The sequence below is a fragment of the Burkholderia ubonensis genome, from assembly GCF_902833085.1.
Lineage (GTDB): Bacteria > Pseudomonadota > Gammaproteobacteria > Burkholderiales > Burkholderiaceae > Burkholderia > Burkholderia ubonensis.
Window position 1 is genome coordinate 82,694 of record NZ_CADFEB010000012.1, and the last position, 13,462, is coordinate 96,155.

The window sequence follows — 13,462 nt, forward strand, 5'->3', positions numbered from 1 at the left end:
ACTATCGGCCCCCGACCAACGAATATTACAATTACCTTTCTTCGCAAGCCGCAATGGCGCCGGTTTCCGCTTTAACAGCTTGATCCCAAAGCGCATTTGCCACGCCGTCGCGGCTTGGGGCCGGTGGTAGAATAACCGGCTTAATTTTCGATCTTCCCTTACGGAGAGACCAACGTGCCGTTCATTTCCAATGCCTTCGCGCAAGGTGCCGCGGGTGGCGCCGAATCGAGCCTGATGAGCTTCCTGCCGCTCATCCTGATGTTCGCCGTGCTCTATTTCATCATGATCCGCCCGCAGATGAAGCGCCAGAAGGAGCACCGCAACATGCTCTCGGCCATGGCCAAGGGCGATGAAGTCGTCACGAGCGGCGGGCTCGTCGGCAAGGTGACGAAGGTGTCGGAAGCCTACATCGGCGTCGAGATTGCCGAAGGCACCGAAATCACCGTGCAGAAGGCCGCTGTCACGACCATTCTGCCGAAGGGCACGATCAAGTCGCTGTAAGCCCTGGTCCGAGCGTCCGGCTCCCCGCGCCGCGCCCGCCCGAGAAGCGGGCCGACGCGGCGCCGGACGCGACGCTTTCAAGCCAACTACCCCGTTCGGCCCCCTCATGAATCGTTACCCAATCTGGAAATATGTCGTGATGGTCGTGGCGCTCGCCATCGGCTTTCTGTACACATTGCCCAATTTCTTCGGCGAAGCGCCGGCGGTGCAGGTGTCGAGCGGCAAGGCCACGGTCAAGCTCGACTCGGCGACGCTGAGCCAGGTCGAAGCCGCGCTGACGGCCGCGCAGATCAAGCCGGACGACGTCACCTTCGAGAACACGGCCGCCAACGCGAACATCCGCGTGCGCCTGAAGGACACCGATACGCAGCTGCGCGTGAAGGATCTGCTGCAGAAATCGCTGAACGCCGACCCGAACGATCCGCAGTACGTCGTCGCGCTGAACCTGCAGAGCGCGTCGCCGCGCTGGCTGACCGCACTGCACGCGCTGCCGATGTATCTCGGCCTCGACCTGCGCGGCGGCGTCCACTTCCTGCTGCAGGTCGACATGACGGGCGCGCTGACGAAGAAGCTCGATTCCGACGCGTCCGACGCCCGCACGCTGCTGCGTGACAAGAACATCCGCGACGGCGGCGTGAGCCGCGTCGATCAATCCGTCGTCGTCAACTTCAGCGATCCGCAGACGGCCGAAGACGCCCGCAAGGCGCTCGCGTCGTCGGTCACCGAGCTGCAATGGGCGACCCAGCCCGGCGGCGGCGGCGTCCAGGTGGTCGGCACGTTCACGCCGGCCGTGCAGAAGGCCGTCGAAGACGCGGCGCTCAAGCAGAACCTCACCACGCTCCACAACCGGGTCAACGAGCTCGGCGTGTCGGAGCCGATCCTGCAGCAGCAGGGCAGCGACCGCATCGTCGTCGAGCTGCCGGGCGTGCAGGACACCGCGAAGGCGAAGGACATCATCGGCCGCACCGCGACGCTCGAAGCGCGCCTCGCCGATCCGATCAACACGCACCCGAACCCGAACGACCCCGTGCCGCCGGGCGAGGAGCTGTTCACGCAGGGCAACCAGGCGCCCGTGCTGCTGAAGAAGGACGTGATCTTCACCGGCGACCGCATCATCGACGCGTCGGCCGGCTTCGACGAGCACCAGCGCCCGTCGGTCAACATCCGCCTCGACTCGGCAGGCGGCCGCGCGGTGCGCGCGGTGTCGCGCGAGAACATCGGCAAGCCGATGGCGATGGTGCTGTTCGAGAAGGGCAAGGGCGAGGTGCTGACCGTCGCGACGATCCAGTCGGAACTCGGCGATCGCTTCCAGATCACCGGCCAGCCGACCCCGCAGGCCGCGGCCGACCTCGCGCTGCTGCTGCGCGCCGGCTCGCTCGCGGCGCCGATGGACATCATCGAGGAACGCACGATCGGCCCGAGCCTCGGCGCCGACAACATCAAGATGGGCGTGCACTCGGTGATCTGGGGCTTCGCCGCGATCGCCGTGTTCATGGCCCTGTACTACATGCTGTTCGGCATGATCTCGGTGATCGGCCTGTCGGTGAACCTGCTGCTGCTGGTCGCGGTGCTGTCGCTGATGCAGGCGACGCTGACGCTGCCCGGCATCGCCGCCATCGCGCTCGCGCTCGGCATGGCGATCGACTCGAACGTGCTGATCAACGAGCGCGTGCGCGAGGAGCTGCGCGCCGGCCACCCGCCGCAGCTCGCGATCCAGGCCGGCTACTCGCACGCATGGGCGACGATTCTCGACTCGAACGTCACGACGCTGATCGCCGGCCTCGCGCTGCTCGCGTTCGGCTCGGGCCCGGTGCGCGCGTTCGCGATCGTGCACTGCCTCGGCATCCTGACGTCGATGTTCTCCGCGGTGTTCTTCTCGCGCGGGCTCGTCAACCTCTGGTACGGCGGCCGCAAGAAGCTGAAGTCGCTCGCGATCGGCCAGGTGTGGAAGCCGGAAGGCGCGACCGCCGGCGCCGCGTCGTTCGACGCCGCCGACGAAGCGACCGACACCGCGCGCGCCGCGAAGCTCGCCGCGCCCGCGAAGAGCAACGCGCCGCGCACCGGCAAGCCGCAGTTGCGCAACCGCGCGCAGGCGGGCCTGCCGCCGAAGAAACCGGGCTCGACCCAATAAGGCCCCGGAGACGATCATGGAATTTTTCCGCATCCGTAAAGACATCCCGTTCATGCGGCACGCGCTGGTGTTCAACGTGGTCTCGCTGGTCACGTTCCTCGCCGCCGTGTTCTTCCTGCTCCATCGCGGGCTGCACCTGTCCGTCGAGTTCACCGGCGGCACGGTGATCGAGGTCCAGTACCAGCAGGCCGCGCAGCTCGAGCCCGTGCGCGCGACGCTCGGCAAGCTCGGCTACGCCGACGCGCAGGTGCAGAACTTCGGCACGTCGCGCAACGTGCTGATCCGCCTGCAGCTCAAGCAGGGCCTCACGTCCGCGCAGCAGAGCGACCAGGTGATGACCGCGCTGAAGGCGCAAAGCCCGGACGTGACGCTGCAGCGCGTCGAGTTCGTCGGCCCGCAGGTCGGCCGGGAGCTCGCGACCGACGGCCTGCTCGCGCTCGCGTGCGTCGTGATCGGCATCGTGATCTACCTGTCGTTCCGCTTCGAATGGAAGTACGCGGTCGCCGGCATCATCGCGAACCTGCACGACGTCGTGATCATTCTCGGCTTCTTCGCGTTCTTCCAGTGGGAGTTCTCGCTCGCGGTGCTCGCCGCGATCCTCGCGGTGCTCGGCTACTCGGTGAACGAGTCGGTCGTCATCTTCGACCGAATCCGCGAGACGTTCCGCCGCGAACGCAAGATGAGCGTGCAGGAAGTGATCAACCACGCGATCACGACCACGATGTCGCGCACGATCATCACGCACACGTCGACCGAAATGATGGTGCTGTCGATGTTCTTCTTCGGCGGCCCGACGCTGCACTACTTCGCGCTCGCGCTGACGGTCGGCATCCTGTTCGGCATCTACTCGTCGGTGTTCGTCGCGGGCTCGCTCGCGATGTGGCTCGGCATCAAGCGCGAAGACCTGATCAAGGAAAAGAAGCTCGCGCACGATCCGGACGATCCGAACGCGGGCGCGCAGGTGTAAGCGCGTCGCTGCCTCGGCAAACGGAAAAGGCCGGTTCGCTCGAACCGGCCTTTTTGCTTTTGCGCGCCGCCCTGCTCCGCTTCACCGGAACCCGAACCGCCTGCGCAGCACGGCCAGCGCCGCGAGACTCAGCACCGCCGCGAACATCACGTAGAAGCTCGGCGCGGTCTTCATCCCGGTCGCGCGGATCAGCCACGTGATGATGAACGGCCCGAAGCCGCCGAAGATCGTCACGCCGACGTTATACGCGAGCGACATCCCCGTCGTGCGGGTCTGCACCGGGAACACCTCGGACAGCAGCGCCGGCAGCCCCGCGAAATAGCCGGTCATCAGGAATGCGAACACGATCTGCACCGCGATCAGCGCGCCGAAGCCCGGATGTGCGACCAGATACGCGAACGCCGGATAAATCAGCACGAGGATGCCGACGGCCGGCGCGACCATCACGCGCACGCGGCCGTAACGGTCCGACCAGTGGCCGACGAGCGGCGCGAACCCCATCTGGATCGCGCCGACGACGAGGATCGCCGCGAACGCGGCCGACGGCGACAGGCCCATTTCCTTCACGCCGTAGGTCGGCATGAACAGCACGAGATAGGTCGCGACGGTGCCGAGCACGATCACGCCGATCGACGTAACCAGGCGCGCCTTGTGCGACGCGAACGTGTCGCGCAGCGGATGCCCGGCGCTTCCGGCCGCGAGGAATTCGGGCGTCTCGTCGACCTTGGCGCGGATGTAGTACGCGACGGGGCCGATCAGCAACCCGAAGAAGAACGGGATCCGCCAGCCCCATGCGGCCATCTGCGCGGCCGTGAGGTGCGCGTTGAGCACGGTGCCGAACCCGGCCGCAAGCAGCGTCGTGAGGCCCTGGCTCGCGACCTGCCAGCTGGCGAAGAAGCCGCGCCGGTCCGGCACGTGCTCCGCGAGGAACGCGGTCGCGCTGCCGAACTCGCCGCCCGCCGAAAAACCCTGCAGCAGCCGCGCGGCGACGAGGATCAGCGGCGCGGCGACGCCGATCGTGCCGTAGGTCGGCAGCACCGCGATGATCAGCGTGCCGGCCATCATCAGCTGGATCGACAGCGTCAGCGCCGCCTTGCGGCCCGCGCGGTCGGCATACGCGCCGAGCACGATCGCGCCGAGCGGCCGCATGAAGAACGACACGCCGAACGTGCCGAGCGTGAACAGCAGCGACACGGCGTCGTTGCCGGCCGGGAAGAACAGCCTGGAGATCGTCACCGCGAAGAAGCCGTAGACGACGAGGTCGAACCACTCGAGCGCATTGCCGATCGACGCGGCGACGACCGCGCGCCGCACGCGCGGCGACGAGGCGATGGAACGAGACGGCGTGACGGCGGCATGCATGGGCAATCTCCTTGTCCTTGTTGTTCGTTCGCGTTCGCGCGGCGGCGCGGCCCGCACGCCGCCGTCGACGGTTCGGGCGATTATAGACGGCCCGCCTGCGCTGCCTGCGCTGCCTGCGCCGCCGGCGCGCCGGCGGCGCGCAATAAAAAACCGCCGCGCCCGGCAACGGAGCGCGGCGGTTTCCCGCAGGCGGCCGGCGCGATCGGCGCCGGCGCGGCCCGGCTTACTGCTTGGCGGCGTCCTGCTTGACCGCTTCTGCCGTGATCAGCAGCTTGGTCTGCATCTTGAAGCCGTACTGCTTGCCGTAGTCGAGGCCGAATTCGTCGCGGTTGAACTCGCCCACCGCGTCGATGCCGCACACTTCGCGCTTGAGCATCGGGTGCGGCATGCACTTGAACGAATCGATCTTCAGCGTCAGCGGCTTGGTCACGCCGTGCAGCGTCAGGTTGCCGACCACCTCGGCCGGCTTGTCGCCCTTGAACTTCACCGTGCCCTTGTAGACCGCGTCCGGGTACTTCGCGACGTCGAAGAACTCGTTCGTCTGCAGGTGCTCGTCGAGCTTCGTGCTGCCGGTGCTGATCGACGCGAGCTGGGTCGTCACGTCGACCGTGCCCGTCTTCGCGGCGCGATCGAGCGTCACCGTGCCGCTCGACTTGTCGAACTTGCCGCGCCACACCGACAGGCCGCCGAAGTGGTCGGCCTCGAAGCTCGGGTACGTGTGGCTCGGGTCGAACTGGTACGTCGACACGTCGGCGAACGCCGGGAACGACAGGGCTGCGGCGAGCGCGCCCGCCGCGATCATCAGATGCTTGCTCAATTCAATCTCCTTGGAACGTCGCCGCACGCCGGTGCGGCTTCGGGTTGTGATGCCAGGCCGCCGCGCTTACTTCGCGGCGACGATATGAAACTTGATCTGCACCTCGTCGGCGACGATCGACGTGTCCTTCCATTCGCCGGTGCCGACGTTGAACGCCGAGCGCTTGATCGGCAGCACGCCGTCGAAGGCCTGCGTCGCGCCGCTCTGCGTGACGGTGACCGGCACGGTCAGCGTCTCGGTCTTGCCCTTGATCGTCAGCTTGCCGGTCACGTTGTACTTGTTGCCGCCGGCGGGCGCGATCGCGGTCGACTGGAAGGTCGCCTGCGGGTACGCCTTCGCGTCGAACCAGTCCTTGCCGGCGACCTGGTCGTTGTACATCTTGTCGCCGAGGTCGTAGCTCGCGATGTCGATCGCCACCTGCGCACTGCCCTGCGCGGCCTTCGCGGGATCGAACTTGATCTGCGCGCTGAATTTCTTGAACACGCCTTCGGTCGGCACGTTCATCTGCTTCGACACGGCGGTGACCTTGCTTTTCGCCAGATCGACGTCGGCATGCGCGGCGCCCGACGCGGCGAACGACGCCGCGGCGAACGCGGCCAGCACGGAGCGGGAGAAAGACACTTTCATGGGATCCTTCATTTGGCAGAGGGGAGCATCCGCGACAGCACGCCGTCACGGTCCAGCAACTGATGCTTGGCCACCGCGAGCACGTGCAGCGCGACGAGCGAAAGCAGAATGTAATTCAAAGACACGTGGAGCGTCTTGAAGGTTTCCTTCAGCGCCGGATCGGGATCGATCAGGCGCGGCAGCGGCACGATGCCGAGATACACGACCGGGATGTTCGACGCGGAGCTGTACAGGTAGCCCGTCACCGGGATCACGATCATCAGCACGTACAGCAGCATGTGCACGCCGTGCGCGGCGATCCGCTGCAACGCCGGCATGCCCGCTGGCGCCGCCGGCGGCATGTGGGTCGCGCGCCACAGCACGCGCACGGCGGCCAGCGCGAACACGGTCACGCCGATCCACTTGTGCCACGAGAAATACTTGAGCTTCGTCGGCGTGAAGCCGGGGATGTCGGTCATCACCCAGCCGAGCGCGAAGCCGCAGACGATCAGCAGTGCGATCAGCCAGTGCAGCGCGATCGCGGTGCTCGTATAGCGGGCCGGTGCGGCCGGCAGCGAATTCGGTGCCATGGATTCCTCAATTCAGCGAACAGCGAACGGCCGCGCCGCCAATCGTCCGACGCATGCCAAGGGCGCCATGCTACCGCAACCTTTTGTCACGCGCGGACTCTCACTACGGACGCGGCCGCCCGCGCGGCCCAGCCCCCATCGTGACCGACCGGTCACATCCGATCCCGGTGTTGACACCGCAAAAAACGCGTTTTGGTAAGATTGGCGCGGGTTCCGGCCCCGCCGACGCGTATCCCTGCCGTCGCTCAACCGCTTTCCCCATGCATCGAAACGACCTGATTGCCTGCCATGAATGCGACGCACTGTTGCACAAACCGCGTCTTAGCGGCCGCGACGTCGCGCATTGCCCGCGCTGCGACGCGGTGCTCTACCGCAGCAGCTCGGCCCAGCTCGAGCGGATCTGTGCGCTCGCGCTCGCGGGGCTGATCACGTTCGTGATCGCGCAGGCGTTCCCGATCATCGAGATGGACGTGAACGGCAACCGCGTGCAGACGACGCTGCTCGGCGCGATCGAATCGCTGTGGCGCCAGGACATGGCGCTCGTCGCCGTGATGGTGTTCTGCTCGACCGTGCTGTTTCCGCTCGTCGAGATGTCCGCGCTGCTGTACCTGCTGTTCCCGATGCGGCGCGGTCACGTGCCGCCCGGGTTCAACTTCGTGCTGCGCGCGATCCAGCTGGTGCGCCCGTGGGGGATGATCGAGGTGTTCATGCTCGGCATCGTCGTGACCATCGTCAAGATGGTCTCGCTCGCGCGCGTCGTGCCGGAAGCCGCGCTGTTCGCGTTCGCCGCGCTGACGCTGATGATCGCCGTCGTGCTGATGTTCGACCCGCAGCGGCTGTGGGACGTCGCCGACGAGCTGCGCGCCGGGCCCGGCGACGACGAAGCGCCGTTGCCGGAGGCGCCTCGCCGATGACGACGCCGACCGCCGCGCGCGAGGGCCTCGCCAGTTGCCACACGTGCGGGCTCGTGCAGCCGCTCGACCGCACGCATGCGCACGCGCATTGCGCGCGCTGCGGCGCCGCGCTCCACTTCCGCACGCCGAACAGCATCGCGCGCACCTGGGCGCTGCTGCTCGCCGCCGCGATCCTCTACATTCCGGCGAACCTGCTGCCGATCATGCGCACCGCGTCGCTCGTCGGCGCGCAGCAGGACACGATCATGAGCGGCGTCGTCTATTTCTGGACCTCGGGCGACTGGCCGCTCGCCGTCGTCGTGTTCGTCGCGAGCATCCTCGTGCCGATGCTCAAGCTCGGCGTGCTCGTGATCCTCGTGATCAGCGCGCAGCGCCGCTCCGCGTGGCGGCCGCTGCAGCGCACGCGCCTGTTCCGGATCGTCGAGCGCATCGGCCGCTGGTCGATGCTCGACATCTTCGTCGTGACGCTCACCGTCGCGCTCGTCCACTTTCGTTCGCTCGCCGTGATCACGGCCGGCCCCGGCGCGCTCGCGTTCGGCTCGGTCGTGATCCTCACGATGCTGGCGTCGATGCAGTTCGATCCCCGCCTGATCTGGGATCCCGTCGAAAACTCAGGGAAACTCCATGAATAGTCCGCAAGGCCCGCAGCACGACCGGCCCCGGCCGCCCGATCCGGCGATCTCGACGAAAAGCGGCTGGCTGCCGTCGCTCGTCTGGCTCGTGCCGCTGATCGCCGCGCTGATCGGCATCGGCCTCGTGATCAAGTCCGTGCGCGAGCGCGGCCCGGAAATCACGATCAGCTTCCGCAGCGCCGAAGGCCTCGAACCCGGCAAGACCCAGGTCAAGTACAAGGACGTCGAGATCGGCATCGTCAAGACGATCACGCTGTCGAAGGACCTGGCGCGCGTGCTGGTCGACGTGCAGCTCAAGAAGGAGGCCGAGGACTTCGCGGTGAAGGGCTCGCGCTTCTGGGTCGTGCGTCCGCGGATCGGCGCGACCGGCGTGTCGGGGCTCGGCACGCTGCTGTCGGGCGCGTACATCGGCGTCGATGCCGGCCGCGCGCAGGAAGGGCAAACCGACTTCGCGGGCCTCGAGACGCCGCCGCCCGTCACCGGCGACCAGAAGGGCACGCAGTACGTGCTGCGCGGCGCGTCGCTCGGTTCCGTCGACATCGGCTCGCCGGTTTACTACCGGCGCGTGCAGGTCGGCCAGGTGGTCGGCTTCGCGCTCGACAAGGACGGCACGGGCGTGACCGTCAACGTGTTCGTCAACGCGCCGTACGACCAGTACGTCGGCACGAATTCGCGCTGGTGGCAGGCGAGCGGCGTCGACCTGCGGCTCGACTCGAGCGGCTTCAAGCTGAACACGCAGTCGCTCGCGACCGTGATCCTCGGCGGCATCGCGTTCCAGGCGCCGCCGAACCAGTCGAGCGGCGCGAGCGCGCCGAACAACATGGTGTTCCACCTCGGCTCCGACGAGGCCGATGCGATGCGCGAGCCGGACGGCCCGCCGCTGCAGGTCGTGATGGACTTCAACCAGTCGCTGCGCGGGCTCGCGGTCGGCGCGCCGGTCGACTTCCGCGGCATCGTGCTCGGCGAGGTCACGAACATCGGCATCGACTACGATCCGAAGACGAAGAGCTTCACGATGCCGGTGACGATGAACCTCTATCCGGAACGCCTCGGCCGGCGCTTCCGCGAAACGATCGAGAGCAAGGGCGAGGCCGCCCGCCGCGAGATCATCGAGCGGCTCGTCGAGCGCGGGCTGCGCGGCCAGCTGCGCACCGGCAACCTGCTGACGAGTCAGCTCTACGTCGCGCTCGACTTCTTCCCGAAGGCGCCGGCCGCGAAGATCGATCCGGCGCGCCAGCCGCTCCAGTTGCCGACCGTGCCGAACGAGCTCGAGGAGCTGCAGGTGGTGGTCGCCGACATCGCGAAGAAGCTCGACAAGGTGCCGTTCGAGCAGATCGGCGCGAACCTGAACAGCACGCTCGCGAACGCCGACAGGCTGTTCAGGCAGCTCGACTCGCAGGTCATGCCCGAGGCGCGCGACACGCTGTCGGCCGCGAAGCAGACCTTCTCGGCCGCCGAGGCGACGCTGCAGCAGGATTCGCCGCTGCAGTCCGACGTGCGCGGCGCGCTGAAGGAGCTCACGCGCACGCTGCAATCGCTGAACGCGCTCTCGGACTATCTGGAGCGCCACCCCGAATCGCTGCTCAAGGGCAAGCCAGGAGACAAGCAATGACGACACGCGTGAACGGTTTCGCGAGCGGCGCGGCGGTGGTTTTCGCCGCGCTGGCGCTCGCCGCGTGCAGCTCGCCGCCCGCGCGGTTCTATACGCTGAGCCCCGCCGACGCGGCGCTCGCGACGCGCACCGCGCCCGCCAACCCGCCGTTCCTGATCGAGGTGCCGTCCGTCGGCGTGCCCGAGCAGGTCGCGAAGAACCAGCTCGTCGTGCAGAAGAACGCCGCGCAGGTCGACGTGCTCGAGCTGGAGCGCTGGGCGTCGCCGCCCGCCGACGAGATCCGCCGCGCGCTGTCAGACGACCTCGCCGCGCAGCTCGGCACGATCGACGTCGTGAATTCCGCGTATCCGGCGGGTGTGCCCGTGTACCGGGTCAGCGTCAACGTGCAGCGCTTCGAGTCGTGGCCGGCCAAGCGTGCGGCGATCGACGCGGTGTGGAGCGTGCGCGCCGTCGGCACGCAGGTCGTGATGACCTGCCGCACGAGCGTCGCCGAGCCGGTCGGCGACGGCTACGACGCGCTCGTCGCCGGTCATCGGCGCGCGCTCGACGTGATTGCGACGCAAGCGGCCGCCGGCGTGCGCGCGCTGGCCGCGCGGCGCGGCGGGCCGGCCGCGACGGCTTCCGGCGGCAAGTCCGCCGCGCCGCTCGTGCCGTGCCCGGCGAACCCGACGTCCGGCGACGCCGCCGGCGCGACCGGCAAAGCGGGGACGTAACCGGCAGCGATTGCGGCGTACGCGCGGCTTCGACCTGCGCGCATATCGCCGCGCCCCGCACCATGACTCGCGAGCCAGGCGACCGACCGATCTTGCATTCTTTGTCATAATCCGCCGGAACCGACGATAGGCAGTCCGGTCGACTTGCATTTTCGAGACTGATTGACGATCCTACGCAGGTTCCCTGCTTGCGCCGGCCGTCGATCCACCCTTCGCCGGGGCCGCGCCGTGCCGCCCGCAAGCCGCATCGCTCTTCGCCCGCGCGCGTGACGCCGCGCGAGCCGTATCGAACGGGCCGCTTACGGGTCGCCTGGGGCCACCGCGCCGTGCCGGGCGACCCGGCCAGTCACACGGCAATCCAAGGCGCCGCGCCCGCTTCGCGACCGTCGCCGCATCCGAAACCCGCCCGTCCAGGGCTTTCGCCATTCCGTTTATGTTTCGTTCCCTGACGACCCTGATTCAGAAGTGGCGCGCGTCGCGCAGCGCGAGCCACCAGCTCGACGCGCTGCTGGCGCACGCCGACGCCGACGCGCCCTACGCCGAGCGCAGCGAATGGCTGATCGAGCTCGCGCACTGGCTGCGCCGCGGCGGCGCGATGCAGGCCGCATCGCAGGACGCCGCCGAACGCGACGACGACGCGCGCACGTTCCCCGCGCATGCGCGGCTGCGCTACCTGTTCCACGTGCTCGACCGCAACCCGGCGTGGAAATCGCATGCCGCGCGGACCCTGCGCGGCATCCTGCGCGAATGCGACGGCATCTCGCTGCTGTGCGACGCGGGCATGCCCGTGCACTCGGGCTTCTTCGGCGCGCTGTTCGAGCGGCTCGATTCGTCGATGATCCCGCCCGCGCCGAACCGCCGCGAACTGTCCGCGCTGTTCACGCTGATGTTCCCGGCACCGGAAGATGCCCAGTGGATCGGCGCGCTGCCCGACGACCTGCTCGCGCGCCTCGCCGACCTGCTGTCGTTCGACGTGACCGACGACGAGCGTCACGAGCCCGGCTCGCTTTCTCGCGACCTGCTCGCGGCGCTGCACAACCTGACCTGCCAGATCAGCTCGACCGGCCTGTCGCAGACCGTGCGCAGCCGCCTGTCCGGCGACGACGCGCCCAAGCCGCTCGAAGCGCAGCCGTTCTACCGGCTGACGGGCGCGATGCTCGCGGTCGAATCCGCGCACGCCGCGCTCGAGGAAGGCGGCGCCCCGAGCAAGCTGCTGCACGAGGTCAACTACCTGCGCGTGCTGCTCGACGAGTGCCGGATCGCGGTCGACGACGTGTTCGCGCACCTGTACCGCAACGGCGTGTCGGTCGACATCGTGTTCCAGGTCGAGCGGATGCGGATGCGCATCCAGCGCGCGGAAATGCTGCTGAACGCGTGGATGGCGCGCGACGACCTGCGCGGGACGGCGCGCCTCACGGCCGAGCTCGTCGACGCGAACCAGAACAGCCAGAGCGTGTCGCACCTCGTGCGCAGCAATTTCTCGCTGTTCGCGCGCAAGCTCGTCGAGACCAATGCGGACACCGGCGAGCACTACATCACGCGCGGCCGCGCCGAGTACCTGAAAATGCTGCGGATGGCCGCTGGCGGCGGGCTCGTCACCGTCGCGACGGTCTGCCTGAAGTTCGCGATCACCGGCGCGCACCTGCAGTCGATGCTCGAAGGGCTGCTGGCCGGCGTCAACTACGCGGCGAGCTTCATGGTGATGCACTTCCTGCACTTCACGCTCGCGACCAAGCAGCCGGCGATGACCGCGCCGACGCTCGCGCGCGAGCTCGACGGCACGGTCCACGACGACGGCGTGAAGCAGTTCGTGTCGTCGGTGATCGCGCTGATCCGCACGCAGGCGGCGGCGATCTGCGGCAACGTGCTCGTCGTGCTGCCGGTGTGCCTGCTCGTGCAGCTGTTCGCGGGCGGCGTGCTGCATGCGAACCTGATCTCGTCGCAGAAGGCGCATGCGACGCTTCAGTCATTCTCGCTGCTCGGCCCGACGCCGCTTTATGCGGCGCTCACGGGCGTGCTGCTGTGGTCGTCGAGCCTGCTCGCCGGCTGGGCGGACAACTGGTTCGTGCTGCATCGCGTCGGCGACGCGCTCGCGTACAACCGCCGGCTGCGCCTCACGCTCGGCGCCGCCGGCGCGGCGAAGCTCGCGCATTTCTGCCGCTCGAACGTCGCCGGCGTGGTCGGCAACGTCGGCCTCGGCCTGATGCTCGGCCTCGTGCCGGTGATCGTCAGCGCCGTCGCGTTTTCGTTCGAGGTGCGTCACGTGACGCTGTCCGCGGGCTCGATCGGCATCGCGCTCGGCGTGCTCGGCAAGGACACGCTCGGCTCGCCCGAGCTGTGGTGGGCGGCGGCGGGCGTGCTCAGCATGGCGATCCTCAACGTCGCGGTGAGCTTCGCGCTCGCGTTCACGATGGCCGTGCGCTCGCGCAGCCTGCGGCCGACCAAGGTGCGCGCGCTCGTCGCCGCGATCGGCCGGGCGGTGCTCGCGAATCCGCTCGTGCTGGTCTGGCCGGCAGCCGGCGCGACGGCCCGCACGGGGCAGTCGGGGTCGCACTGAGCGCTGCGTGCGGCCCGCCGGGTCGGGCCGCACGCAGCCGCACGCCGAACCGATTCCACG

At 68.3% G+C, this 13,462-nt stretch carries 12 protein-coding genes; 8 read left to right on the plus strand and 4 right to left on the minus strand.

All coding sequences use genetic code 11. The features are described from left to right. Positions 1-174: 174 nt before the first annotated feature. The 3 genes from yajC to secF all read left to right on the plus strand — a co-directional run bounded on the left by yajC (position 175) and on the right by secF (position 3,599). Positions 175-501 (plus strand): preprotein translocase subunit YajC, encoded by a 327-nt coding sequence (gene yajC, locus HWX31_RS30460; RefSeq protein WP_010091397.1) that lies wholly within the window; start codon positions 175-177, stop codon positions 499-501. A gap of 106 nt (positions 502-607) precedes the next feature. Then, on the plus strand, positions 608-2,632 hold the full coding sequence (secD, locus tag HWX31_RS30465; protein WP_174964862.1) for a protein translocase subunit SecD: 2,025 nt from the start codon (positions 608-610) through the stop codon (positions 2,630-2,632). A gap of 16 nt (positions 2,633-2,648) precedes the next feature. Next, a complete protein-coding gene (secF, locus tag HWX31_RS30470) occupies positions 2,649-3,599 on the plus strand; it encodes a protein translocase subunit SecF (RefSeq protein WP_010091395.1) in 951 nt (316 codons plus the stop codon). An 81-nt stretch (positions 3,600-3,680) separates the two neighbouring features. Here secF and HWX31_RS30475 read toward each other — a convergent pair whose 3' ends face one another. The 4 genes from HWX31_RS30475 to HWX31_RS30490 all read right to left on the minus strand — a co-directional run bounded on the left by HWX31_RS30475 (position 3,681) and on the right by HWX31_RS30490 (position 6,974). Continuing rightward, positions 3,681-4,961: an MFS transporter gene (locus HWX31_RS30475; RefSeq protein ID WP_174964861.1), complete on the minus strand. Its 1,281-nt coding sequence runs from the start codon at positions 4,959-4,961 to the stop codon at positions 3,681-3,683. Between the two features lie 223 nt (positions 4,962-5,184). Next, positions 5,185-5,778: a YceI family protein gene (locus HWX31_RS30480; protein WP_059611128.1), complete on the minus strand. Its 594-nt coding sequence runs from the start codon at positions 5,776-5,778 to the stop codon at positions 5,185-5,187. Positions 5,779-5,844: 66 nt separating this feature from the next. Continuing rightward, positions 5,845-6,405: a YceI family protein gene (locus tag HWX31_RS30485; RefSeq protein ID WP_059611403.1), complete on the minus strand. Its 561-nt coding sequence runs from the start codon at positions 6,403-6,405 to the stop codon at positions 5,845-5,847. Positions 6,406-6,413: 8 nt separating this feature from the next. Beyond that, a complete protein-coding gene (locus HWX31_RS30490) occupies positions 6,414-6,974 on the minus strand; it encodes a cytochrome b (protein WP_174964860.1) in 561 nt (186 codons plus the stop codon). Between the two features lie 260 nt (positions 6,975-7,234). Between HWX31_RS30490 and HWX31_RS30495 the strand changes: the two genes are divergently transcribed. The 5 genes from HWX31_RS30495 (at position 7,235) to HWX31_RS30515 (ending at position 13,402) form a co-directional block, all read left to right on the plus strand. Next, a complete protein-coding gene (locus HWX31_RS30495; protein ID WP_174964859.1) occupies positions 7,235-7,888 on the plus strand; it encodes a paraquat-inducible protein A in 654 nt (217 codons plus the stop codon). Then, positions 7,885-8,520, plus strand: coding sequence for a paraquat-inducible protein A (locus tag HWX31_RS30500; RefSeq protein WP_059611122.1), 636 nt, complete (start codon positions 7,885-7,887; stop codon positions 8,518-8,520). The genes HWX31_RS30495 and HWX31_RS30500 overlap by 4 nt, the downstream gene beginning before the upstream one ends. Further along, complete coding sequence (locus HWX31_RS30505; RefSeq protein WP_174964858.1) at positions 8,513-10,132, plus strand: PqiB family protein; 1,620 nt, start codon at positions 8,513-8,515, stop codon at positions 10,130-10,132. Before HWX31_RS30500 ends, HWX31_RS30505 begins: the two co-directional genes overlap by 8 nt. Further along, the gene (locus HWX31_RS30510; protein WP_174964857.1) at positions 10,129-10,845 is read left to right on the plus strand and encodes a PqiC family protein; all 717 of its coding nucleotides are present in this window, start codon (positions 10,129-10,131) and stop codon (positions 10,843-10,845) included. Before HWX31_RS30505 ends, HWX31_RS30510 begins: the two co-directional genes overlap by 4 nt. Positions 10,846-11,278: 433 nt before the next feature. Further along, positions 11,279-13,402 (plus strand): site-specific recombinase, encoded by a 2,124-nt coding sequence (locus HWX31_RS30515; protein ID WP_174964856.1) that lies wholly within the window; start codon positions 11,279-11,281, stop codon positions 13,400-13,402. The last annotated feature ends 60 nt before the right edge of the window (positions 13,403-13,462 follow it).